The organism is Streptosporangium sp. NPDC000563 (assembly GCF_040299985.1).
GTDB lineage: Bacteria > Actinomycetota > Actinomycetes > Streptosporangiales > Streptosporangiaceae > Streptosporangium.
Genome location: NZ_JBEPDA010000012.1, coordinates 1 through 24,216, shown reverse-complemented (window position 1 = coordinate 24,216; position 24,216 = coordinate 1). Strand labels below are relative to the sequence as shown.

20 protein-coding genes are annotated in these 24,216 nt (G+C 71.4%); 5 read left to right on the top strand and 15 right to left on the bottom strand.

The features are described from left to right. The first annotated feature begins 343 nt into the window (after positions 1 to 343). The 3 genes from ABT352_RS24980 to ABT352_RS24970 all read left to right on the top strand — a co-directional run bounded on the left by ABT352_RS24980 (position 344) and on the right by ABT352_RS24970 (position 2,750). Positions 344 to 1,324 carry an inorganic phosphate transporter gene (locus ABT352_RS24980; protein WP_350947337.1) on the top strand — a complete coding sequence of 327 codons (981 nt, stop codon included), beginning with the start codon at positions 344 to 346 and terminating at the stop codon, positions 1,322 to 1,324. Further along, positions 1,321 to 1,980 (top strand): DUF47 domain-containing protein, encoded by a 660-nt coding sequence (locus tag ABT352_RS24975; RefSeq protein ID WP_350947336.1) that lies wholly within the window; start codon positions 1,321 to 1,323, stop codon positions 1,978 to 1,980. The genes ABT352_RS24980 and ABT352_RS24975 overlap by 4 nt, the downstream gene beginning before the upstream one ends. A 104-nt stretch (positions 1,981 to 2,084) precedes the next feature. Further along, complete coding sequence (locus tag ABT352_RS24970) at positions 2,085 to 2,750, top strand: AIM24 family protein (RefSeq protein ID WP_350947335.1); 666 nt, start codon at positions 2,085 to 2,087, stop codon at positions 2,748 to 2,750. Between the two features lie 9 nt (positions 2,751 to 2,759). Here the strand turns inward: ABT352_RS24970 and ABT352_RS24965 are convergent, their stop codons facing one another. Beyond that, complete coding sequence (locus ABT352_RS24965) at positions 2,760 to 3,977, bottom strand: damage-control phosphatase ARMT1 family protein (protein ID WP_350947334.1); 1,218 nt, start codon at positions 3,975 to 3,977, stop codon at positions 2,760 to 2,762. Positions 3,978 to 4,072: 95 nt separating this feature from the next. Here ABT352_RS24965 and ABT352_RS24960 point away from each other — a divergent pair, with 95 nt between their 5' ends. Further along, positions 4,073 to 4,702, top strand: a complete 630-nt coding sequence (locus ABT352_RS24960; RefSeq protein WP_350947333.1) for a helix-turn-helix domain-containing protein — start codon at positions 4,073 to 4,075, stop codon at positions 4,700 to 4,702. Between the two features lie 24 nt (positions 4,703 to 4,726). Here ABT352_RS24960 and ABT352_RS24955 read toward each other — a convergent pair whose 3' ends face one another. The 14 genes from ABT352_RS24955 to ABT352_RS24890 form a co-directional block, all read right to left on the bottom strand. Then, positions 4,727 to 6,103, bottom strand: a complete 1,377-nt coding sequence (locus ABT352_RS24955) for an FAD-dependent oxidoreductase (protein WP_350947501.1) — start codon at positions 6,101 to 6,103, stop codon at positions 4,727 to 4,729. Next, on the bottom strand, positions 6,058 to 7,560 hold the full coding sequence (gene kynU / locus ABT352_RS24950) for a kynureninase (RefSeq protein WP_350947332.1): 1,503 nt from the start codon (positions 7,558 to 7,560) through the stop codon (positions 6,058 to 6,060). The genes ABT352_RS24955 and kynU overlap by 46 nt, the downstream gene beginning before the upstream one ends. A gap of 151 nt (positions 7,561 to 7,711) precedes the next feature. Next, positions 7,712 to 8,740, bottom strand: coding sequence for an LLM class flavin-dependent oxidoreductase (locus ABT352_RS24945; RefSeq protein WP_350947331.1), 1,029 nt, complete (start codon positions 8,738 to 8,740; stop codon positions 7,712 to 7,714). A 140-nt stretch (positions 8,741 to 8,880) separates the two neighbouring features. After that, positions 8,881 to 9,228, bottom strand: a complete 348-nt coding sequence (locus tag ABT352_RS24940) for a TIGR04076 family protein (RefSeq protein ID WP_350947330.1) — start codon at positions 9,226 to 9,228, stop codon at positions 8,881 to 8,883. Between the two features lie 13 nt (positions 9,229 to 9,241). Further along, positions 9,242 to 10,231, bottom strand: coding sequence for a zinc-binding dehydrogenase (locus ABT352_RS24935; protein WP_350947329.1), 990 nt, complete (start codon positions 10,229 to 10,231; stop codon positions 9,242 to 9,244). Further along, on the bottom strand, positions 10,228 to 10,716 hold the full coding sequence (locus ABT352_RS24930) for a DUF4440 domain-containing protein (protein WP_350947328.1): 489 nt from the start codon (positions 10,714 to 10,716) through the stop codon (positions 10,228 to 10,230). Before ABT352_RS24930 ends, ABT352_RS24935 begins: the two co-directional genes overlap by 4 nt. After that, positions 10,713 to 12,065 (bottom strand): amidohydrolase family protein, encoded by a 1,353-nt coding sequence (locus ABT352_RS24925; protein WP_350947327.1) that lies wholly within the window; start codon positions 12,063 to 12,065, stop codon positions 10,713 to 10,715. Before ABT352_RS24925 ends, ABT352_RS24930 begins: the two co-directional genes overlap by 4 nt. Continuing rightward, the gene (locus tag ABT352_RS24920; protein WP_350947326.1) at positions 12,062 to 13,906 is read right to left on the bottom strand and encodes a hydantoinase B/oxoprolinase family protein; all 1,845 of its coding nucleotides are present in this window, start codon (positions 13,904 to 13,906) and stop codon (positions 12,062 to 12,064) included. The genes ABT352_RS24925 and ABT352_RS24920 overlap by 4 nt, the downstream gene beginning before the upstream one ends. Beyond that, entirely contained in the window at positions 13,899 to 15,623 is a 1,725-nt protein-coding gene (locus tag ABT352_RS24915) for a hydantoinase B/oxoprolinase family protein (protein WP_350947325.1), read from the bottom strand. The genes ABT352_RS24920 and ABT352_RS24915 overlap by 8 nt, the downstream gene beginning before the upstream one ends. Further along, a complete protein-coding gene (locus tag ABT352_RS24910) occupies positions 15,620 to 17,677 on the bottom strand; it encodes a hydantoinase/oxoprolinase family protein (protein WP_350947324.1) in 2,058 nt (685 codons plus the stop codon). Before ABT352_RS24910 ends, ABT352_RS24915 begins: the two co-directional genes overlap by 4 nt. An 8-nt stretch (positions 17,678 to 17,685) precedes the next feature. Next, positions 17,686 to 19,827 (bottom strand): dipeptide ABC transporter ATP-binding protein, encoded by a 2,142-nt coding sequence (locus ABT352_RS24905; RefSeq protein WP_350947323.1) that lies wholly within the window; start codon positions 19,825 to 19,827, stop codon positions 17,686 to 17,688. A gap of 6 nt (positions 19,828 to 19,833) precedes the next feature. Further along, positions 19,834 to 20,679 (bottom strand): ABC transporter permease, encoded by an 846-nt coding sequence (locus ABT352_RS24900; RefSeq protein ID WP_350947322.1) that lies wholly within the window; start codon positions 20,677 to 20,679, stop codon positions 19,834 to 19,836. Beyond that, positions 20,679 to 21,689: an ABC transporter permease gene (locus ABT352_RS24895; RefSeq protein ID WP_350947321.1), complete on the bottom strand. Its 1,011-nt coding sequence runs from the start codon at positions 21,687 to 21,689 to the stop codon at positions 20,679 to 20,681. The genes ABT352_RS24900 and ABT352_RS24895 overlap by 1 nt, the downstream gene beginning before the upstream one ends. Positions 21,690 to 21,692: 3 nt before the next feature. Beyond that, on the bottom strand, positions 21,693 to 23,369 hold the full coding sequence (locus ABT352_RS24890; RefSeq protein WP_350947320.1) for an ABC transporter substrate-binding protein: 1,677 nt from the start codon (positions 23,367 to 23,369) through the stop codon (positions 21,693 to 21,695). A gap of 447 nt (positions 23,370 to 23,816) precedes the next feature. Here ABT352_RS24890 and ABT352_RS24885 point away from each other — a divergent pair, with 447 nt between their 5' ends. After that, a complete protein-coding gene (locus ABT352_RS24885) occupies positions 23,817 to 24,002 on the top strand; it encodes a hypothetical protein (RefSeq protein ID WP_350947319.1) in 186 nt (61 codons plus the stop codon). The last annotated feature ends 214 nt before the right edge of the window (positions 24,003 to 24,216 follow it).

Genomic DNA, 24,216 nt, shown 5'->3' with positions numbered 1-24,216 from the left:
GCGAAGACAGGATGTCATCTGTACGTCAGCGGCAATTCCCCCTTCGTTTACCCTCTGTTAACCTAAAACTAAAGCTTTCTCATTGAAGGGGCATAAATGCGCGCGAGTCCGCCGAGATGTGGCCACGGACCATCCCCAGGTCTCCTCCGTCCTCTCGGAAGGCCGACCCGCCACCGTCTCCGCGGCACCGGCCGCGCGCACCCCCTCGCCGCCCTCGCCGTCCCCGCCCTCCGCACCGCCCGTGCCCTCCGCGCTCCCGGGGGCGAGGGGGAGGCGTGACGGCGAGGCATCCGGGAGACCGGTGCGGCGCGGGCGCGAGGCACGAACGGCGGTATCACCGCTGATGGGATGGACCCTCGCGTTCGCCGTCGTGGCGATCCTCTTCGTGCTGGCCAGCGGGGCCAACGACGGGGCCACCATCATCGGTCTCGGGCTCAGGTTCCCCCGCTCCCCCGGATGGGCGGTCACCGTACTCCTCGTGGCCGTGCTCTTCGCCGTCCCGTACCTCCTGGGGGTCGCGGTCGCGCGCACGTTCACCGAGCGGCTGGCCGGGCTCGGGACGAGCGGCGGCGCGGCGGCGTTCCTGGTGGGAGTGGTGATCGCGGTGGCGGTGGTCGCGGTGCTGACCGGCAGGGGCCTGCCGACCAGCCTCACCCTCGCGGTGATCGGCGGCATCAGCGGCGCGGGACTCGGCGCCGGGCTCTCCGTGTCGTGGAGGGAGCTGGGCACCGTCCTGGCGATCGGGGCCTGCGCGCCCCTCGCCGGGCTGGCCCTCGGCTATCTGCTGGGGGCCCTGTCGCACCACGTGCCCTCCTACCGCCGCATGCCGCGACTGGTGTTCACCACCCACCTGCTCGCCTACTCGGCCCAGTGCGTGGCGTACGCGGTGAACGACGGCCAGAAGATGATCGCGGTGGTGAGCGTGGCGATCGGCGTGAGCCGTCACGGGCTCGGCGGGGTGGGGCCCGTCGAGGTCCCGCCGGTGTGGATGGCCGCCCTCGTGGCGCTCTTCCTCGCCGGTGCCCTGACGAGCCTGATCCGCGTCGGAGGCCGGTTGGGCCGCGGGGTGGTCATCACCCGCCCGCTGCACATCGTCTCCGCCGAGACGGCGGCCACCGGCGCCGTCCTCGGCAGTTCGGCCCTGGGAAGCCCGGTGAGCATGACCCAGTCGATCACCGCGGGGGTGGTCGGCGCGGCGACGAGCGAGGGAACGAGGAGAGTGCGATGGCAGGGCGTCGTGAACGTGGGTACGGCATGGCTGGTCACGCTGCCGTCGTCGATGGCGCTGGGCTGTCTCGGCGGTCTCGCGCTGAGGCTGATGTGAGCGGCACCGAGGGCCGCACCCGGAGGTTCGCGCGTGCCTGGGACGACCTGCGCGGCCGGTCGGGGCGGCGGATCGTCTCTCTGGTGCGGGAGCAGGTCGCCATCGCGCGGGCGGGAGCCGTGCTCGCCCTCTCGGTCGCGGACGGCGAGATCGAACGGTCGAAGGCGCGGGCCCGGATGGCCGACGTGGAGCACGAGGGGGACGAGGCCAGAGCCCGGCTGGTACGGATCCTGCGGCGGGTGCTGGCGACCCCTCTCGACAGGGAGGACCTGTTCAGGCTCTCCCGTTCGATCGACGACGTGCTGGACCAGCTACGCGACTGTGTGCGCGAGATCGACCTGTTCGGGCCGCAGGACGTGCGGTTCGCGGTCGAGCCGCTGCGGGCGGTGATCGACGGTCTCGACGAGCTGGAGGGCGCCGTACTGAAGATGATCGACGACCCGGCCTCGGTCACCGGGGCCGTGCTCGCCACCCGCAAGGCGTGCAGTCGCGTCCGCCAGCTCTACCAGGCCCGGCTCGCCGAGTTGTTCGCCGAGCGGCTGACCATGGACACCCTGCGCAGGCGCGAGCTGCTGTCGCGGCTCGACGCGGTGGGCCGCCGGCTCGGCGAGGCCGCCGACGCGCTCGCGGACGCGATGCTCAAACGAAGCCACTGAGGAGCCGCCGAGGAATCGCCGAAGGGAACTCCCGCGCGGCCGGATTCGTCAATCTCATGCGACCGTTCACCGTGCGACGTCCCCGACGCTGAGAGGCATCTCCCGTGCGCAGTTCGTTCTTCGGAAACCTTGACCAGGACCGGTTCCCCGGCCACTTCGCCCTGCAGAACGCCAAGATGCTGCGGGTGCGGCTGAACGGAGAGGTCCTGGCACGGCAGGGATCGATGGTCGCCTTCCAGGGACAGATGGACTTCGACTACGAGGGCGCGGGGAGCGTCGGCCGCTTCCTGAAGAAGATGGTGAGCGGGGAGGGCGCGCCGCTGATGCGCGTCCGCGGGCAGGGCGTGATCTTCTTCGCCGACAACGCCACCGACGTGCACCTGTTCTACCTGGAGGACGAGGCGCTCACCGTCAACGGCACCAACCTGCTCGCCTTCGACCCGCAGCTCACCTGGGACATCCAGCGCGTCCAGGGCGCGGGCGTCGCCACCGGCGGCCTGTTCAACACCACGCTCAAGGGCACCGGCTGGGTGGCGGTCACCGCGCACGGCGCCCCCGTGCTCCTCGACACCTCCCAGGCGCCGACCTTCGCCGACGGCCAGTCCGCGGTGTGCTGGAGCGCGGGGTTGCACGTGGGGGTCAACCGCACGATGAAGGCGGGGGCCCTGATCGGGCGAGGCAGCGGCGAGGCTCTGCAGCTCGCGTTCAGGGGTGAGGGCTTCGTCCTCGTCCAGGCGAGCGAGGGCCCGATCATCTCCAGCTCCGGCTGACCCGGCCGCTCACGCCCTGGCCTGGATGAGGCCGTGGGCACCGGTGGTCAGCCAGGGACCGCCCGTGGCCTCCAGCGACGTGACCACGTCACCGTCCAGGCCGACGGCGACCTCGGACTTCAGGGTGCGCAGCGCCACGACCGGGCCTGGGAAGTACGCGGTGGCCTCGGCGAACGGGGTGGTGTGCGGCCAGGCCCTGTCTCCGACGAGGCGGCGGTAGTTCAGGTCACCCTTCATGATCGTTAGTGACGCGGACGCGAAGTCCTCCCGCATGCCGAAAGGCATCTCGTGGTAGGGCAGGGGCGCGCAGGAGAAGGCGTACGCCCGCAGGAGCAGCCTCCCCGACCCGAGCGCCGCCCGCAGCCGCCCCGCCACCTCTCCCGCCTCGCCGCCGGCGGCGGCCATCCGGCGCAGGCAGGCCAGGACGTCGGCGGGGGTGGCGTCGGACAGGTAGTACGGCAGGGGCTTGACGTGCAGGACGACCTCCTCCGCTCCCCTGGCGTGCAGCAGGTGGTCGATGAGGACGAGGTCGGGCAGCAGCTCGCTCCCGGCGTTGTCCGCGACGAGGCAGATCCTCGTGAGCCCTCCGCGACCGGCCTCCCCGCCGTCGACGAGTGACCACAGGAGCGCGCTGTCGTCGGCGAGGAGCCCGGACTCCCGCCCGGCGAGCTCGGGGCCGGCCGCGACCCGGAACACCAGGTCGGCCCGGTTCCCCCACAGCGCCCGCAGAACGAGCGCCTGGGCCCGCTCGGCGGAGGGCAGTTCGGCCAGGGCGTCGAGCTCGCCGAGCTCCTCGTCGACGGCCTCGCCGAGCAGCTCGGCCTGCTTGAAGGGCTCGAACGGGTCGACGCCTCGCCACGGGCCCGGCCCGAAGTAGCCGACCGCGGACAGCAGCCTGCGGTAGAAGTAACTCTCCGCCCACAGGAACGGCGCGTCGTCCCACCGCCGCCCGACATGGCCCCGGTCCCAGCTCTCCCACAGGTCACGGTCGTGCGCGGACTCCTCAAGCGGCTCGATCACCCCCTCGATCTCCTCAAGCAGCAGGTCGAGTGCCCGGTTCACCCCGAGGTCGTACGGCGTGGCGGTGCGGACCTTCTCGATCAGGGCGGGGTGCCGTTCATGAAGAACGCGCCACGGATAGGAACCGGGGACGTCGCTCAGGAACACCTGCGGATCCTGCGGCGCCCAGGGCCCTGCGGCCCGCTGCCGAGCATCACCGTCTGCCATTTCCGACTCCTTTTTGACGCGCGACGACTCTTGTTATGAAATATGTTTAGCTAGAGCGAACAGGCGGCCACGCCGCTTGACGGAGGGAGCCGCGGGTGGGCACATCGGAGCGTCACAGCGGTGAGGAGCTGGACCGCCACGACGCCGTCGGAGCCCGGATGCGGCAGTTCCGTAAGGAGCGCGGTCTGACCCTACGCGGTCTCGCCACCCACTCCGGGCTCTCGATCGGGTTCCTCTCGCAGGTCGAGAGGGGGATCTCCTCCATCGGCCTGACCGCGCTCAACAGCGTGGCCACCGCACTCGACCGCAGCGTGGCGGAGTTCTTCAACGACGTGCCGCCCGAGGAGGAGACACAGGAGACGCGCGCCCCGGTCTCCCATCTGCCGAGCCACTTCACGCTCACCCGCTCGGCGACGGCCGCCACCGAATACATCTCGGGCCAGCAGACCTACCGCATGCTCTCGGCGAGGGGCCCGAACCTGGTGCTCGAACCGCTGCTGGTGCACATCGCGCCCGGCGGCAAACGCGAGAACTCCTACGGTCACGCCGGGGAGGAGTTCGCCTTCGTGCTGGAGGGCGAGCTGCTGTACGAGGTCGACGGCGTCGAGCACCGGCTGTACCCGGGCGACAGCGTCCACCTGAGGTCGACCGTCCCGCACAGCATGTTCAACGACACCGACCGGGTCACCACGGTCGTGTCCGTGGTGACCCCCCGGCTGTTCTGACCCCTCCCCCGGGCGCGAAGACGGTCAGCGGCGGCGCAGGGCGCGGGTGGCCAGTGCGACCGCGGCCAGCGCGCCGAGCGCCCCGGCGGCGACCGCCCCGCGCTGGCGGGAGATGCGCCGCTGGATCTCGGCGTAGGGCACCGTGCTGAACGAGACGAGCTCGTAGCGGGAGACGTAGACGCCGGGCAGCAGCCGTTCCAGGCCGTGCTCGACGCGTTTGCGCAGCAGGAACGACCGGGAGGCGACCTTGTCGCGCATCTCGACGAAGTTCTCCAGCGCGAGCTCGGCGATGGTGTCGGCGTGCTCCTTGCGCCGGGCCCCGTACATGGCGAGGGCCCTGGGGAAGTCGTCGCCGGCCTCCTCCAGGCAGCGGTCGAGCTCCACGCAGTCCTCGAAGCCGCAGTTCGCGCCCTGGCCGTAGAAGGGGACGATCGCGTGGGCCGCGTCTCCGAGCAGGCCGACCACCGCTCCCCCTGTGCCGCGTACGTGCCAGGGGCGGGCCCGCATGGTGACCAGGTGCCCGATCGGGTTGTGGGCGTAGTCGTCGGCGAGGTCGGGCATGAGGGCGTGGGCGTCGGCGTAGTTCGCGGCGAAGAACTCCTCGAAGCGCTCCGCGGTGTCCAGTTCGGCGAAGCTGCCCGGCCCCGACTTGGGCCAGAACAGCGTGCACGTGAAGGACCTGTCCGGGTTGGGCAGGGCGATCATCATCGCCTTGCCGCGCGGCCAGATGTGCAGCGCGCCCGGGTCGAGGGCGAACCCGCCGTCGCGCGCCGGGATCGTCAGCTCCTTGTAGCCGTAGTCGAGATACTCCTGGCTGAAGTCGAAGCCGGGCAGGAACTGCAGCCGTCCCCGTACCGCGCTGTAGGCGCCGTCGGCGGCGAGCACGACCTGGGCGGTGCGGGTGACGGGACCGCCGGGCGTGTCGAAGTCCATCCGGCCCGAGTCGACGTCGAGTCCGGTCAGCCGGTGCTCGAAGAGCGCGCGGACCCCCGGCATGCCGAGGGCGGCGTCCAGCAGGGTGCGGTTGAGCTCGGAGCGGCTGATGGAGTTGATCGCCCGCTGCCCTCCCGCGCTGTAGGGCTGGAAGCTGAGCGTGCCGTCGGGGGCGTGCATCATCCGGCCGGGCATCGGCAGCGCGGCCTTCAGCACGGCCTCGTCCAGCCCGATCCGGCGCAGCGCGTCGATCCCCCGTTCGGAGATCGCCAGGTTGATCGAGCGCCCGCGCTCAGGCGTGGCCTCGCGCGGGTCGGGCCTGCGCTCGTACAGGGTGACCTCGTAGCCTCGGCGGGCCAGGTAACAGGCCGTCAGGCAGCCGACCAGCCCCGCGCCGACCACGGCGACCTCGCCGGGGGACCTCATCTCGGGCTCACCTCCCTGGCGAGCGCGTCGGCGGCCCGCCAGCAGTCGTGGAACGTGGAGTACAGGGGCACGGGGGCGAGCCGGATGACGTCCGGGCGCCGCACGTCGGCGAGGACGCCGTGGACCTCGTGCAGCCGGTCGGCGAGAGCCGCGGCATCGAGAGCGCCGCCGGCGCCGGGGACGCCGCCGGTCACCCGCAGGGAGAGCTGGGCTCCGCGCCTGGCCGGGTCGGCGGGCGTGACGATCTCCAGCGGGCGGTCGCGGACCACCTCGGTGAGCAGCCGTTCCAGGTAGCCGGTGAGCGCCAGGCTCCGCTCCCTCAGCGCCGCCATCCCCGTCTCGGCGAACATCCGCAGCGAGACCCGCACCGGGGCCATCGCGAGGATCGGCGGGTTGGAGATCTGCCAGGCGTCGGCGGTGGGTACCGGGACGAGCTCGGGTCGCATCTCGAAGCGGGTCGCCTCCTCGGTGCTCCACCATCCGGCGAGCCGGGGCAGCGTGGGATCGGTCACGTGGCGCCGGTGCACGAAGCATCCGGCGACGGCGCCGGGCCCCGAGTTGAGGTATTTGTACGAGCACCAGGCCGCGAAGTCCACGTCCCAGTCGTGCAGCGCGAGCGGCACGTTCCCCGCGGCGTGCGCGAGGTCCCAGCCGACGCGGCACCCGGCCGCGTGCCCGGCCGCGGTGACGGCGGGGATGTCGAGGAACTCGCCGGTCAGGTAGTTGACCCCGCCCAGCAGCACGAGCGCCACCCGGTGCCCCTCGCGGGCCAGGTAGTCCACGATGTCGGCGGTGCGCAGGCAGTCCTCGCCCTCGCGGGGGCGCAGCCGGACCACCGTCTCGTCGGGGTCGAGGCCGTGGTGCACGGCCTGGCTGCGCACCGCGTAGCTGTCGGAGGAGAAGGCGTGGTCCTCGATCACGATGCGGGTGCGCTCACCGGCCGGGCGGTAGAAGGTCGCCATCATCAGGTGCAGGTTGACCGTGAGGGAGTTCATCACCACGGTCTCGTCGGGGAACGCGCCCACGAGCGCCGCGGCGTCCTCGCGCAGTTCCGCGTGGTAGGGCAGCCAGGGGTGCGCCGCGCGGTGGTGGCCCTCGACCGCGTGCAGGGCCCAGTCATCCAGCTCGGCGGAGATCGCGGCGCGGGCGGCGCGGGGCTGCAGGCCGAGCGAGTTGCCGGCGAAGTAGGCGAGCTCGGGGTGCCGGGAGGTCGCGGGGGCGGGCGGGACGAGGAACTCCGCGCGGCGGCACACCGGCCTTCCGGCGGCCTCGGCCTGTCGCGCGGCCTCGGCGTCGGCGGCGAGCGCCTCCCGCTCACCGGGCAGACCGCCCTGCCCGAGGCCGCCACGACCACCGGATCCTTCGTGTCCGCCCAGGTCACGGCGCGAGGTGCGGTCCACGTCACCGCCGGTGTCATGCGGATCGCCAAGGCCCCCGGTCTCCTCGACCGTCACGCCCGACATCTCCGTTGCCGGACCCCCGGCGCGTTCACTCGTCACATCATCTCCTTCTCCTCTCTTATGTTCACCCATACCGAACTGAGGTGAAAATCAGGAGAGTGAGACGATTCAGGCCGTGCGCTTTCCGGACGGAAGGTTCTCGGGGCATCCGGTTTCAAGATGACGGAGCGTCACCGGAGGGTGTCGCGCCTCACACCAGGCCACCGCCCCGCGCCGCGGGGGATCGGTCCAGCAGCGGCAGCACCTCGGCTCCGAGCAGTTCCACGCCCCGGTCGTCGCTGAGACCGTGCGGGGTGCCGAACTCCACCCGGTGCGCGCCCGCGTCGATGAGGGCCTGGGCCTGCGCGGCGACCTGCTCGGGGGTGCCGGAGAAGGCGAACAGGTCGAGCAGGTCGTCGGGGACGAGGCGCCCCGCCTCGGTGTCCCTGCCCTCCCCGACCAACGTCTTCACCCTGTCGAGCAGGTCGGCGGGGATCTCCACGGTCGGATCGAGGTCGGCGACCACCGCGAGGTACATCGCGACCTCGCCGCGCGCCTTGGCGCGGGCCGCGACGCCGTCGGTGTCCACCACGGTCACCGCGCCCAGGACGACCCCGATCGCGCCGGGATCGCGCCCGGCCGCCACCGCCCCGGCCGCGACCCGCTCGCGGATCACCCCGACCATCGCCGGGTTCGCGCTGCCGCCCACCTTGATCTCGTCGGCGATCCGTCCGGCCAGCGCCGCCCCCCTCGGCCCCCACGTGCCGAGCAGCAGCGGCGGCCGGGGCCGGTGTACGGGGTAGCGCAGCCCGGTGCCCGGCGCGAGGCGGAACATCTCCCCCTCGTACCCTCCGGTGTCACCGGCGAGCAGCCGGTAGACCACCTCCGCCGCCTCCGCCAGCGCGGTGAGCGGCCTGGGCTGGGCGATGCCCACCGCGCCGAGCCAGGTGCCGCGTGCCAGCCCGAGGTAGGCGCGGCCGTGCGAGGCGAGGTCGAGGGCGGCGAGCTGCCCGGCGATCTCGTACGGTGCCGTGGAGTAGGGGTTGAGACAGGCCGCGCCGAGCCGCACCCGGCCGGTGGCGGCGGCCATCTCCAGCAGGGGGAAGATCGGCGGCTGGTACATCAGGTCGCCGAACACGCTCAGCACGTCGAAGCCGTGCTCCTCGGCGCGGCGCGCGAGCCGCGCGTAGTCACCGGCCCGCTTGTCGCTCTGCAGGCCGAGGCCGATCTCGGCGGTCATCGGGGGCTCTCCTGCCCGGTGGCGTTCGTCACGGATTCCTCACAGTCTGCGGTCGTCGCGGATCGCCGCGTGATCACGGCGGTCCTCGGGGATCCCTCCGGCACGCCGGTCATCGCGGGTCCTTCTCAGGTCAGGTCGGCTCAGGTCAGGTCGGCGGAGTTCATCCGGCGGCGCCCGGTCCGCTCGACCCGCATCACCAGCCGCTCCTCCGGGTCGGGGCAGGTGAACAGGGTGTCTCGCTCCAGCCAGTCGCCCTCGGCGAGGTCGCGCTGCTTGGCGGCGAGGAACGGCAGCACCGAGGCGAGCGCGTAGACGCAGAAGTGCTCGCCGTCGGGGAGCCGCAGGTGGGCGCTGTTCTCCAGGGTGAAGCAGTCGCCCACCTCCATCCCGCAGACGGACCTGCCCTCGATGCGGTCGACCACCACCCGCAGGTCGTACAGCTCCATGTCGCCCTGCTCGTCCCCGCCGTTCCCACTGATGTCGTTCACGCCGCTTCCTCCCTCAGCCCGTCCGGACCATGATCTTTCCTGTCGTACGGCGTTCGGCCAGGTCGGCCAGGGCCGCGGGGGTCTCCGCCAGGCTCACCACGCGCGACACGAGCGGCCGTACGGCGCCCGAGTCGAGCAGGGCGAACAGCTCCTCGTAGGCGTCCCGCACCGCGTCGGGTCTCCGCCACGGGTACGCCGACCCCCACGACACCCCGACCAGGGAGGCGTTGGCGGCGACGAACGCCATCGGGTCGACCGGCGGCGGAAATCCTCCGGCCGCACCGACGGCCACCAGGCGCCCCTCGAAGGCGAGGCAGTCCAGCGAGCGCGCGAGGACGTCGCCGCCGACGGGGTCGACGACGACGTCGGCGCCGTTGCCGTCCGTCAGGTCCATCACCGAGGCGGCGAAGTCGACCTCCAGGTAGTCGATCGCCTCGGCCGCACCGTTCTCCCGGCACAGCGCGGTCTTGGCAGGGCCACCCGCCGTGCAGATCACCCGCGCCCCGAAGGCGAGCGCGAGCTGGGTGGCGGCGATGCCGACACCTCCCGCACCCGCGTGCACGAGCACCGTCTCCCCCGCCGCGAGCCCGGCCCTGCGCAGCGCGAACCACGCGGTCTGGTACGTGACGGGCAGGGCCGCGACCGTGACGGGGTCGAGCCCGTCCGGGTAGGGCACGACGAGGGCGGCGTCGACGGTGACGACGTCGCCGAGGGCCCCGTGCGGCAGGGTGGGGCAGGCGAGGACCGCCCTGCCCTCCAGGTGCTCGGCACCCGCCCCGGCGGCGACCACCGTTCCCGCGGCCTCGACGCCGGGCGTCATCGGCGGATCCGGGCGTACCGGGTAGGTGCCCCTGCACAGCATGACGTCGAGGTAGTTCAGCCCGACGGCCCGCACCGCGATCCGCACCTCGCCGTCGCCGGGGGCGCGCTCCTCGGGCACCTCCGCCAGGGAGAGGACCTCCTCGGGCTCGCCGTGCTCGTAGGCGACCAGCCGCCGGTTCACGACGTGAGCAGTTCTGAGTGGTGGTGCACGATGAGCCAGTCCCCGCCGACGCGGCGCAGCACGTCGGTCACCCGGCTGCGCTGGACGGGTCCGTCCGGCGGCTGGGCGACCAGCACGTAGCGGGCGACGCCGGTGTCGTCCCACACGTCGATCCACTTGTCCTCGGCCTCCAGCCTGGCGAGGCGGGGACGCGCACCCGAGCCGTCCCTCTCGTCGCGGTAGGCGTCGAGTTCCCGCCGGGTCCTCAGCGGTCCCGGAAGGTGCGTCTCCCAGGTGGTCACCGCGTCGTGCAGGTGCCCGTCGAAGCGGTGGCGGTCGGCCGCGAGGAACGCGTCGTACATGTCGTCGATGCCGGCCGCGATCAGGTCGGCGTCCGCACCGGACCCGGTGTTCACGACTTCTCCCATCGGGTCGGCGTCCACCTCGGAGTCGGGGTTCACGACTTCTCCCATCAGGTCGGTGCCCACCTCGGAGCCGGTGTTCACGGCTTCTCCCATCCCGACCGGTCGTCGCGGACGACCCGGCCGCCCTTCATCACCCAGCGGACCCCGCGGAAGGCCGAGGTGCCCGCGAGCGGGTCGGCGTCCATCGCGATGAGGTCCGCGTACTTGCCGACCTCGACGGTGCCGAGGTCGGCCTCGGCGCCGAGCCAGCGGATCGGGCCGAGCGTGCCCGCGTACAGTGCTCCGGCCGGGCCGAGACCGCCTTCGGACATGCACTCCAGCTCGCGTACCGAGGCGTTCGTCCCCTCGAAGTCCCAGAACGGCGGCATGTCGCTGCCCAGCAGGACGTCCACCCCCGCGTCGAGGGCGATGGCGTAGCTCTCCAGGTGGCGGGGGCCGGCTCCGAGCGAGCGGCACTGCATCCACTCCGGCACCCCGAGCTCGTCGAAGAACTCCTTGCAGCGGGTGACGAGCAGCGTCGGCACCAGGGACGTGCCGCGTTCGGCCATCCTCTTCGCGACCTCGGGGGTGAGCTGATAGCCGTGCTCGACGCAGTCGAGGCCCATCTCGACGGCCTCGGCGATCACCGCCGCCGGACCCGCGTGCGCGGTGACCTTGCGGCCCCAGGCGTGCGCGGTCTGCAGCGCCGCCGCCAGCTCGTCGGAGAACAGCTGCGGGGTGTCCATCTGCTCGTGTTCCCCGGCGATCCCGCCCGAGATCATGATCTTGATGAGGTCGGCGCCCGCCTTGATCTGGCTGCGCACCCCGCGCCGGAACCCGTCGGCGCCGTCGCACTCCAGGGTGTCGCTCCCCTCGTGCCCGTGGCCGCCGGTGCAGACCAGCGCGCGACCGGCGGTGAAGATGCGCGGGCCGGCCGCCCGGCCCGACTCGATCGCCCGGCGCAGTGCGAAGTCGGCGTGGTCCTTCTCGGCCACGCACCTCACCGTGGTCACCCCGCAGTGCAGGGTGCGCCGGGCGCCGTCGGCCATGTAGAGGGCGAGCTCGTGCGCCGTCATGTTCTTGACGCTGTCGCCTCCCTGGCCGGGGAGCGACAGGGACAGGTGGGTGTGCATGTTGACCAGGCCGGGGGTGACGTACGCGCCGTCCAGGTCGAGCAGTTGGGCGTCGCCCGTCCGCTCCAGGATCCGCTCGCGAGGACCCACGGCCGCGATCCTGTCACCCCGGATCCACACCGCGGCGTCGGCGATCCGCCCCTCCCCCTCCGCCGTCCGGACCGCGGCGTCGGCGATCCGCCCGTCCGTCGTCCGGGCCGGCCGGATGGCAGCGTCCCCCGAGAACGGGACGCCCGCCGTACGACCTCCCGAACCGGCGGCGCGGGCGTCGGTGACGGTGCAGTTGACCAGGACCACATCGTTGACCATGTCGTTCATCGGACGACCTCGGCTCCATAGATCTCGCGGGCGGCTTCGGGGGAGACGTAGCCCTCGGCGACGTCGCGGCGCACCAGGTCGGGATCGCGGTCGCGCGGATCCCCGTGCCCACCGCCACCGGCCGTGAGCAACGTGATCCGGTCGCCGACCTCCACCCTGGTCCGCTTCGTGCTCACCCGATGCTCACGCTCGGTGCCGGGAAAGACCACCACCTGGTTGGGCTCCGGCTCCAGCCCGCCCTCCAGCGCCCACGGCCGCGACCGCGTCTTTTTGATCACCGACAGGAACTCCCCCGGCACCACGAAACGAATGTCACGCCGCAAACCCACCCCACCCCGCAGCCGTCCCGCGCCGCCGGAGTCCTCACGCATCTCCACCCGCTCGAAGAACATCCCGGTCCTGGCCTCCAGAACCTCGACGGGGGTGTTGCGGGCCTGGGTCTGGCACAGGTGGTTGGCGGCGTTCATACCGTCGTGGGACGGGGTCGCGCCCCAGCCGACCGGGTCGTTGTTGCTGACCGCGAACATCTGCCCGGTCTCCGGATGGATCCCGACCATCATGAACCCCGGCACGTCACCCCCCGAGGAGGCGGGAAGCCGCTCCGGCATGCCCTGCGCCAACGCCTTGTAGATCAGCTCCAGGGCGACCGTCCCCGTCCACTGGGTGAAGGTCGCCGCCGGGTAGGCGGCGTGGAAGAGGGTGCCGGGTTCGGCCCGCACCTCCAGCGGGGCGAAGTGCCCGGCGTTGGTCTGCTCTGTCGGCGTGGTGATCGCCTTGAACGCGACCCGGCAGGTCGCGATGGTCGCGCCGAACGGGAGGTTGACCGGTCCCGCGGTCGCGCCGGACGATCCGGCGAAGTCGACGGTGAAGGTGCCGTCGGCGACGGTGACGGTGACCTGCATACGGACCGGATCCTCGGTGATCCCGTCGTCGTCCAGCCAGTCGACCGCCGTCCACGAGCCCTGCGGCAGGCCGGCGACGGCCTCGGCGGCGGACTCGGCGGCGGCGGCGATCACGGTCTCGACGACGGAGGCGACGACGTCCCCGCCGTAGCGGGTGTACAGCTCGCGGAGGCGGCGCTCGCCGGTGCGCAGCGCGGCGACCTGCGCGTTCAGATCACCGATCACCAGATCCGGCATCCGCGAATTGAACCGGATCAACTCAATGATCTCCCGATTCGCCACCCCCTCCGAGAACACCTTCGTCCCCGGAAAGATAATCCCCTCCTGATGCATATCCGTGGAATCCAGCACATACCCCGGATCCTTCGCCCCCAGATCCATCCAGTGAGCCCGCACACACAGGAAACCCACCAGATCGGCATCCACGAACACCGGAGAGAACAACGTCGCGTCGTAAGAATGCGCCGCGTTCCAGTACGGATAGTTCAACAACACCACGTCACCGGGGCGCAGATTCTCCCGCCCGACATACTCCACCCCCTTACGGATGGAATAGTCGTTGGCGCCGAGAAAGCGGCTCAGCCCCGTCGACTCGGCAACGAGACGAAGATCCGCGTCGTAGACGGAGATGCCGAAGTCGAACACCTCGTAGATCACCGGGTTGAAGGCGGTACGGACGAGCGTGGCCCGCATCTCCTCGGCGACCGAGGAGAGGTGGCTGCGCACCACCTCGACCGTCGCGCCGTCCACCGGGCCGAGGCCGCCGCCCGCGCGGCCGGCCCTTCGCCCTCCTGAGGCGTCGGGCCCGGTGGACTCCGGGGCCGCGGGACTGGACGGGTCGGAGACCGCGGTCCCTGGGACGGCGGAGCCGGACGGGTCGGAGACCGCGGCCCCCTGGTCGGCGGGGCCGGACGGCGTGGAGGCGGCGGGCTCAGACATCGTCGATCCCGTAGGTCTCGCGGGCGGCTTCGGGGGAGACGTAGCCCTCGGCGACGTCGCGGCGCACCAGGTCGGGATCGCGGTCGCGCGGATCCCCGTGCCCACCGCCACCGGCCGTGAGCAACGTGATCCGGTCGCCGACCTCCACCCTGGTCCGCTTCGTGCTCACCCGATGCTCACGCTCGGTGCCGGGAAAGACCACCACCTGGTTGGGCTCCGGCTCCAGCCCGCCCTCCAGCGCCCACGGCCGCGACCGCGTCTTCTTGATCACCGACAGGAACTCCCCCGGCACCACGAAACGAATGTCACGCCGCAAACCCACCCCACCCCGGAACCGTCCCGCGCCGCCGGAGTCCTCACGCATCTCCACCCGCTCGAAGAACATCCCGGTCCTGGCCTCCAGAACCTCGATCGGGGTGATGCGTCCCGTGCTCCCTGAGACGTGGGTGGCGGCGTTCATGCCGTCGTGGGACGGGGTCGCGCCCCAGCCGACCGGGTCGTTGTTGCTGACCGCGAACATCTGCCCGGTCTCCGGATGGATCCCGACCATCATGAACCCCGGCACGTCACCCCCCGAAGAGGCGGGAAGCCGGTCGGGCATGCCCTGTGCCAGCGCCTTCAGGATGAGTTCGACCGCGACGATGCCGGTCCACAGGGTGAACGTCGGCTGCGGGTAGACGGCATGGAAGAGCGTGCCCGGTTCGGCCCGCACCTCAAGAGGAACGGTCGTACCGAAGTTGGACGGCTCGTCGGGCGAGGTGAGCGCCTTCAGGACGACCTTGCAGATCGCGATGGTCGCGCCGAACGGCATGTTGATGGGCCCTGCGGTGGCGGGCGAGGAACCGGCGAAGTCGACGGTGAAGGTGCCGTCGGCGACGGTGACGGTGACCTGCATACGGACCGGATCCTCGGTGATCCCGTCGTCGTCCAGCCAGTCGACCGCCGTCCACGAGCCCTGCGGCAGCTCGGCGAGGGCGGCGCGGGTGCGCGCCTCCCCGTCCTCGACCATCCGCTGGACCGCCGCCTCCACGGTGGGGCGGCCGAACTTCTCCAGGATCTCCTGGAAACGGCGCTCGCCGGTGCGCAGCGCGGCGACCTGCGCGTTCAGATCACCGATCACCAGATCCGGCATCCGCGAATTGAACCGGATCAACTCAATGATCTCCCGATTCGCCACCCCCTCCGAGAACACCTTCGTCCCCGGAAAGATAATCCCCTCCTGATGCATATCCGTGGAATCCAGCACATACCCCGGATCCTTCGCCCCCAGATCCATCCAGTGAGCCCGCACACACAAAAAACCCACCAGGTCCTCGCCCATGAAAACCGGGCAGAACAACGTCGCGTCATACGCGTGTGCCGCGTTCCAGTACGGATAGTTCAACAACACCACGTCACCGGGACGCAGATTCTCCCGCCCGACATACTCCACCCCCTTACGGAGTGAGAAGTCGTTGGCGCCGAGGAAGAAGGTGAGTCCGGTGGCCTCGGCGATCAGCCGCAGGTCCGCGTCGTACATCGACATACCGAAGTCGTGGACCTCGTAGATCACCGGGTTGAAGGAGGTGCGGATCAGCGTGGCCCGCATCTCCTCCGCCGCCGCGAGCAGGTAACTGCGCACCACCTCGGCGGTCGCGCCGTCCAATCGAGCGCCGTCCGCCCCGGCGCCGTCCACTCCGGCGCCGTCCGATCGAGCACCGTCCAGCCGCTCCGTCATGACGTCGCCTCCACAAGCCGTACCAGCAGGTAGCCGTGTTCCTCGACCTCGACCCGCTGCCCCGAGGGGACCACGGTGGTCGAGGTGCCCTCGTCGACCAGGGCAGGGCCTTCGAACGCGTCGCCCGGCTCAAGCAGCGCGCGGTCGTAGACGGCGAACGACGCCGTGGCGCGGGTGCCGAAGTCGTAGGCGTCCCTGTGGGCGAGCAGCGCCCGGCTCGCGTCGCCGTCACCCGGCGGGCGCGTCACCAGTTCTGGCCGGTCGGTACGGCCGATGCCGCGCACCCGCAGGTTGAGGATCTGCACCCGGTTGTCCATCGCGTGCCCGTACCGCGCCGCGTGGGTCTCCTCGAACGCCCGCCTGATCGCGTCGCGGTCGAGGTCGCGGCCCGTGGTGACGATGAGCGAGTGCTCCTGGCCCAGGTAGCGCAGCTCGAACTGGCGCTCAAGGACCATGCGGTCCGCCGGGACCCGCTGCGCCTCCAGGGAGGCGACCGCCTCGGCCTCGACGCTCTTGAACACCGTCTCCAGCCCGTCGAGGTCGGCGTCGTCCAGGGTGGCCATCACCGTGCGGGAGAAGTCGTCGACGATGTCGGCGCTGAGCATCCCCCAGGCGGAGAAGCCCGAGGGCGCGAACGGCACGATGACCTCGCCGATGCCCATCTCCGCCGCGAGCAGCGGGGCGAGCAGCGGCCCCGCCCCGCCGAACGCGAGCAGCGAGAAGCCCCGGGGGTCGTGTCCCCGCTCGACCGTGATCTGCCGGACCGCGCCGACGGTCTTGGCGAGCAGCACGTCGAAGACGCCCGCCGCCGCCGCCTCGGGGCTGAGCCCGAGTGGCCCGGCCACCTGCTCGTCGAGCGCCGCGCGGGCGGCGTCGGCCCGCAGCTCCATGGTCCCGGCCAGGAAACGGTCCGGGTCCACGTAGCCGAGGACGACCGCCGCGTCCGTGACGGTGGGGCGGGTGCCGCCCCGGCCGTAACACACCGGGCCGGGGTCGGCACCCGCACTCTGCGGCCCCACCTTCAGCAATCCCCGCTCCAGCCACGCGATCGAGCCCCCTCCGGCGCCGATCGTGCGGATGTCGTAGGTGGGGATCAGCAGCGGGAAGTGCTCCAGCTGCGCCTCGTAGGCGGCCACCGGGGACCCGTGCTCGATCACGCACGCGTCCAGCGAGGTGCCGCCGATGTCGAAGGTGAGAAGGTCCCGGCGACCGAGGGCGGCGGCGATGTGCGCCGCGCCCACGATGCCGCCCGCCGGGCCCGACAGCACGGTGTGCGTCGGGGAGGTCTTGGCCACGGCCGACGTCATGGAACCGCCGCCGGAGCGCATGATCAGGAATCGCCCGTCGAAGCCGCGCTCGGCGAGCCCGCGCTCCAGCCGGTCCACGTACCTCTCGAAGATCGGCCGGATGTAGGCGTCGAGGACGGTCGTGCTGGTCCGTTCGTACTCGCGGTACTCCCGCACGATGTCGGTGGAGACCGAGACCGTCACCTGGGGGTACGCCTCGCGGATGATCCGGGCGGCCTCCCGCTCGTGGGAGGGGTCGAGGAAGGAGTGCAGGAAGCAGACGGCGATCGACACCACTCCCCGCTCCTCGACCAGGACGCGGGCGGCCTCCCGCACCCCGGCGGCGTCGAGCTCCTCGACCACCCGGCCCCGGTGGTCGAGCCGCCCCCGCACCCCGGCGGTGTGGCGTCGCAGCACGAGGCTGTCGGGCCGCTCGTACTGGAAGTCGTACATGTGGTCGGAGGGCACGTTGCCCCGGCCGATGAGGAAGATGTCGCGGAAGCCGTCGTTGGTGATGATCCCGGTGGGCTCGCCGCGCCGCTCCAGGACGGCGTTGAGCCCGAGGGTGGTGCCGTGGATGAACAGCTCCACCTCCGACAGGTCGGTGCCGAGCGCGGTGACCGCGTCGAGCACGCCCTCCCAGGGGCGCGCCGGGGTCGTCGAGGCCTTCCTGAAGCGCACCTCGTGGGTGCGCGTGTCCAGCTCCATCGCGTCGACGAAGGTGCCGCCGATGTCGACGGCCAGACGGATGTGCTTGGGGTCGGGCATTGCGGGTGTCACCTTTCGATCAGCGCGGGGATCTCGGCGGCGCGGTGGCAGGCGACCAGGCTCGCGCCGTACGGGCGGAGTTCCTGTTCCCGCTGCCGGCACTCGTCGGTCGCGAAGGGGCAGCGCGGCGCGAGGGCACAGCCCGCGGCGGCGTCCGCCTCCTCCAGATCCTTGGTCAGTTCGACCCGCGGTCCGCCGTACCCGGCGCCGAGGCTCGGGGCGCTGGACAGCAGCGCCCGGGTGTAGGGGTGCAGGGGGTTGCCGAAGACCTCTTCCACCGGCCCCTCCTCGACGATCCGCCCCAGGTAGAGAACCACGACGCGGTCGCAGAATCCCCGAACGGTGGCCAGGTCGTGGGAGATGAAGACGCTGCCGCGCGAGCGGTCGCCGCTCACCTCGGCGATCACCTTCAGGATCTGCGCCTGCACGGTGACGTCGAGCGCCGAGGTGGGCTCGTCGAAGACGATCAGGTCGGGGTCGCCGACGAGCGCGCGGGCGATGCCGACGCGCTGCGCCTGCCCGCCGGACAGCTCGTGCGGGCGCCGCCCCAGGATCGAGGGGTCCAGTTCCATGCGTTCCAGGACCGCGGCGACGCGTGAGACGCGCTCGGCGGCGGGCACCCCGGCGGCGCGCAGCGGCTCACCGATCGCGTCCTGCACGGTCCGCCGGGGGCTGAGCGAACCCACCGGGTCCTGGAAGACCAACTGTGCCCGGGTGCGCAGGCGGCGCAGCTCCCGGCCGCGCACCTCGGACAGGACCCGCCCGGCCACCTCGACCCTCCCCGTGGAAGGGGCGACCAGCCCGAGCATCAGCCTGGCCAGGGTGCTCTTGCCGCAGCCGCTCTCCCCGACGACGCCCAGGGTCTCACCGGCGGCGACGCTGAGGCTGACCCCGCGCAGGGCGTGGTGGCCCCCGCCTCCGAAACGGGAACCGTAGACGACGTGCGCGTCCTCGACGCGCAGCACCTCCCCGCCCGTCCCGCCTCCGGGGCGCGTCTCCGTTCCCGAGCCCGTCGTCTCAGCGGAAAGCGTCCTCTTCCCCGAGTGTGTCTTCTCAGCGGGGTGCGTCCCCTCCCCCGTCGAGACGGCGGCCGTACGGGCGGGCGGCTCCGTGGGCGACGGGGAAGGGGTGTCGAGGTGCCCGGTGCGCGGCTCGGTGAGGGGCCCGGTGAGCGGCTCGGACGACTCGGTGAGCGGCCCCGAGCGGGGGTGGAAGCAGGCGGCGCTCCAGTCGGAGGAGAGGGTCCTGGCGTACGGGCGCTCCGCCACGCACAGCTCCGTCGCGTGCGCGCAGCGCGGTACGAACGGGCAGGAGGAGGGCTCCTCGGAGAGCAACGGCATCGCACCGGGGGTGGCGATCACCGCGCGCCCGTCGATGTCGGGCACCGAGCGCAGCAGCGCCCGCGTGTAGGGGTGGGCGGGCTCGTCGAGCACCTGCGGTCCCGGACCGCTCTCCACCACCGTCCCCGCGTACAGCACCACGACGCGGTCGCAGACCTCCGCGATGGAGGCGAGGTCGTGGGAGATGAGCAGCACGCCGCGCCGCTCGGCGTTCGCGGCGAGCCGGAAGCGGTTGAGGATCTCCCTGGTGAGGGTGACGTCCAGCCCGGTGGTGGGCTCGTCGGCGATGAGCAGGCCGGGGGCGCAGCCGGTGGCGAGTGAGATCATGACGCGCTGCGCCATGCCGCCGGAGAGCTCGTGCGGGTAGGCGTCCAGGCGGCGCCTCGGGCTGCGGATGCCGACCGACTCGAACAGCTCGGCGGCGACCTCCCGCGCGGGGGCGGGGGCGAGCGCCTGGTGGGTGACGAGCCTGTCGACGAGCTGGCGGCCGACGGTCCTGGTGGGGCTGAGCGCGCCGCGCGGGTTCTGGAAGCAGATCGCGGCGCCGTGCCCGCGGAAGGACTCCAACTCGGCGGCGCCCATCGTCAGCACGTCGGTGCCCTCGAACAGGACCCTCCCGGTCGTACGGGAGCCGCCGGGCAGCAGGCCCACGATCGAGCGGGCCACCATGCTCTTGCCGCCGCCGCTCTCACCGACCAGGCCGACCACCTCGCCCGGCTCGACGGTCAGGTTCACCCCGCTCAGCGCGGCGACCCGGCGTCCGGGGCGGTGGATCACGACGGAGAGGTCCTCGATCGACAGGAGTGTCATCGTCCGTCACCTCCTCGTGGAGTCGGCGCGTTCCTGCAGGCCCTCACCGAGGAGGCTGAAGCCCAGGACGCAGATCAGCAGGAAGAGACCGGGCGGCACCGAGGTCCACCACCGGCCGGCGACGACGTCTCCGGCACCGAGGCTGATCATGGCGCCCCACTCGGCGGTGGGCACCGGCACGCCGAGCCCGAGGAAGGACAGCCCGGCGAGCGTGAGCATCGCCCAGCCGCAGTTCAGCGGGGCGATGACGCGCACCGGGGTGAGGCTGTTGGGCAGGACGTGCCGCCAGAGCACCCCCCAGAAGGAGGCGCCCGAGGTGCGGGACGCCTCCACGAACGGCAGTTCCCGCACCGAGCGCACCTCGGCCCGCACCAGCCGGGCGTACGCGGGCGCGTTCACCAGCGCGATCACCGCGATCAGGTTCGCGGTCCCGCCGCCGAGCAGCGCGGCCACCGCGAGAGCGAGGATGAAGGTGGGGAACGCCTGGAAGACGTCGAGAACTCGCATCAGCACGTCGTCCGGCCAGCCGCCCCGGTATCCGGCGACGAGGCCGACGAGGCTGCCCGCGACCACGGCGACGGCGACCGCGGCGATCGCGATGCCGACGTCGAGCCTGGCGGCGTGCAGGACCCTGCTCCACACGTCCATGCCGTTGAGGTCGGTGCCCAGCAGGTGGGCGCCGCCCGGCGCCGCGAGGGGCGCGAGGGGGTCGATCTCCTCGGGGCCCCACGCGCTGAGCAGCGGCGCGAACACGACCGCCACGGCGACCAGCGCCAGGATGGCGGAGCCCGCGATGATCAGGGACGACGCGAAACCGCGGTCCCCGCCGACCTCCCGGACGCGCTGCGACATCAGATCCTCACTCTCGGGTCGAGGATCGCGTGGACGACGTCGGCGATGAGGAACACCACCACGTAGAACAGCGCGATCACGAGCACCGACGCCTGCACCACCGGGTAGTCCCGGTAGAGCAGGCCGCGCAGCGCCCACTGCCCGAAGCCCTGCCAGGAGAAGACGTACTCCACGAGGACGGTCGAGCCGATGGAGAAGCCGAACACCAGGGCCGCCAGCGCGGGGAGCCGCACCAGCGCGGCCCGCACCAGGTAGCCGCGGAGCAGCAGCCGGTCCTTGAGTCCGTGCGCGGCGGCGGCCGTGTACGCCTCGGAGGCGAGCACCTCCAGCGCGGAGGCCCGGACGCTGCGCAGCAGCGGCGCGACGATGGCGATCACCAGCGTGGCGACCGGCAGCGCGAGGTGCTCCAGCGCGGAGACGAACGCGGGACCGTTCGCCGTCAGCGCCGCGTCGAGCAGGTCCGCGCCGGTGATCAGGCTGAGATCGGTGTCGGGGTCCACCCGGCCGCTGGGCGCGGGGAACCAGCCCAGCACGCTGTAGCCGACGAGGACGAGCACCAGGCCGAGCCAGAACTCGGGCACCGAGTTGCCGATGAGCGCCGCGACGCGGACGGTGTGGTCGCCGAACCGGCCCACGTTCCGCGCCGACCAGATGCCGAGCACCGTGGCCAGCAGCAGCGCCACGGTGAGCGCGATCACGACGAGTTCCATGGTGGGACCGATACGCACGGCCATCTCGGCGCCCACGGAGGTGCCGCTCTGGATCGAGGTGCCGAAGTCACCGGTGAACAGTCCCCCGACGTAGTCGAGGAACTGCCGCCACAGGGGCTGGTCCAGCCCGAACCTGGCCCGCGCGGCGGCGGCGTCGGCCTCCGTGGCGTTGGGGCCGAGGATGGTACGGATCGGGTCGCCCGGCAGGACCCTGACGAGGAGGAAGGTCACGACGACCACCCCGAGGAGCACCGGGACGAGCTGGAGCAGCCGCCTGAGGAGGAACCGGAGGACGCGCACGAATCACCCGGTGACGTTCAGGTAGCGCAGCCGGGCCAGACCGTCCATCGGCTGCACCCATCCCTGCACCTCTTCCCTGACGGGGAGGTTGAAGTTGGGCTGGCAGACGACGACCCACGGCACGTCCTCGGCCATGATCTCCTGCACGCGCAGCCAGAGCTTGGCGCGCTCGGCCTCGTCGACGACGGTGTGGGACTCCTCGAAGATCTTCTCGATCTCGTCGTTGACGTAGTTGGAGTAGTTGAGGTTCGCCCCCTTGGTGAAGCTGGTCCCGAGCATGTACTCCACGTCGTTGACCCAGAGCTGGCCCAGGGTGATCTGCAGGGGGATGTTCTTCTTCTCCCTGCGCTCGGCGAGCGTCGCGGGGTCGAGCGGGGTGAGCTTCAGCTCGATGCCCGCCTTCCTCGCCTCGCTCTGCACGAGGACGGCGATCTGCTGCTGCTCCTCGTTGTCGGTCTGGAAGACCAGCTCGGAGGTGATCGAGGTCTTGCCCGCCGCGGTCAGCGTCTCCTTGGCCTTGGCGACGTCGTGGGTGTAGGGGTAGCCGGTCTCGGAGTAGCCGGGCATGTCCAGCGGGACGACGCTCTTGGTGGGCCGCGCGTCGCCGCCGTAGACGTTGGCGATGATCTGCTCGTACGGGACGGCCTGGGCGAGCGCCTTGCGCACCGCGGGGTCGTCGAAGGGGGCGGTGGTCACCGACATCTGGATGGCGAGCTGGTTGTTGCTCGGCGCGGAGATGACCTTGATGCCCTCGGTGGTCTTGAGGTCCTTGATGTCGCGCTGGCCGATCCCGAAGGCGATGTCGATGTCGCCGTTCTGCAGCTGGAGGCGCTGGTTGGAGGCCGCGGGCACCACGGTGAGCCTGATCTGCGGGCTCTTTGCGCCGTCGGTGCCGGGGTAGCCGGTGTTGGCGCTGAGCAGGATCTCCTGGCCCTGGACCGCCTTCTCCACGTTGAAGTAGCCGCCGGTCGGGGGGTTCTTGGCGAACCACTCCTTGGCCCAGGGGTCGTCGTCGGTGGCGTGCTTCTTCGCCTCTTCCGAGTCGAAGACGTACAGCGAGATGGCCTGGATCTGCCGGGTGAGGGCGCTGGGGAACGCCTGGGTGAACGTCACGGTGTAGTCGTCGACCACCTCGACCTGGTCGGCCTTGGTGAGCCCGATCAGCCGGTAGACCCCGGCGACGTTCGCCTTCGCGGCGAAGGCGCGGTCCTTGGACCACTTGACGTCCTTGGCGGTCATCTCGTTGCCGCTCGCGAACTTGACGCCCTGGCGCAGCTTGAGGGTCCAGACCTTGTTGTCGGCGTCGGGCTCGAAGGACTCGGCGAAGGTCGGGGCGATCGCCTCGGTGTCGAGGATCTGGCCGTCGCCGACCGAGGTGACCCCGTAGTCGATCATGTAGGGGAAGACGTTCTTGTAGAGCATCAGCGCGGTCAGGTCGAATCCGACGAAGTCCTGGTCCCAGCTGCTCAGGTAGCTGCCCACCGCGATCCGCAACGCCCTGGCGGCGGGGGCGCCGCTCTCGCCGGGAGCGGTGCTCGCCGAGGGGGCGGGGTCGCCCGCCTTGGTGCCCGCGGCGCACCCGGTCGCGAAGAGGAGGGCGACCCCACCCCCGAGCTGCAGGATCGAGCGGCGGGACAGCGCGGGGGATCCCGGACCGTGGGGGTGAGAGAAACCGGGCATCGCAGTCCTCCAGGGGCCATGAGGGTTAGGCCGCGAGATGAGCGGATCGTTCCAGTGACGACCCACTCGACCTACATGTGCCGTTTGTTCTATCAGACCTGAGTTCCGTGAACAAGGGAGTAAGGCTTGTTCACAGATAAAACCCATGCTCAGAGAGCCAATTGGGAGATCTGGCGACCGAGAGGAGTGGCTGTGTTCACTGAATTTCACACGAACGACGCTCGGCTGTGACCCACGCTTCCTACCCTGTCGGCAGGGCCGCGCCGCCCGGAGAGCCCGCACGGGGACGACGAGACGGCCACAGCGCGGACCACATGCCTCCGCCAGACATGATTACATCTCTCAGAACGGGCAGGACCTGTAGGGGCGAGCGCGGATCCGGCCGGATCCGGGTCTCGGCCGCCGTGTCGCCGGAACCCCGGTGACACCCCCTGCGGGAGTGAGTCGATGTTCTCCGTACCTGTACTGCTCGTCGTGACCACCGCGGTCGTGATCGCCGTGCTGGCCTGCGCGCTCGCACTGGTGGCCGGGTCGGCCTGGCCGCTCTCCGTGCTCAGCGGCGTCGCGGCGGGCGCGGCCACCCTCAGCCTGCTCTCCCGCCTGGTGGACGGCGGCCACCGGCTTCGCCCGTAGCGCCCGGATGTCCCCCGTGAGCCGGAGCCGATCCCTGAGAAAGGCTGCTGTGACGACAACGGCTTCCGGCACCCCCGCGAGCGGCGGGGGCACCGGAAGCCGGCGGCAACGGGAGGAGAGGGGTTGGCAATTGCTCAATTTTTTATAAGCAAAGATGATCACACGTAGTCATGTATCTTGCGCGCGTGAAGCTTTCGGAGTGGGCACGCCGGCA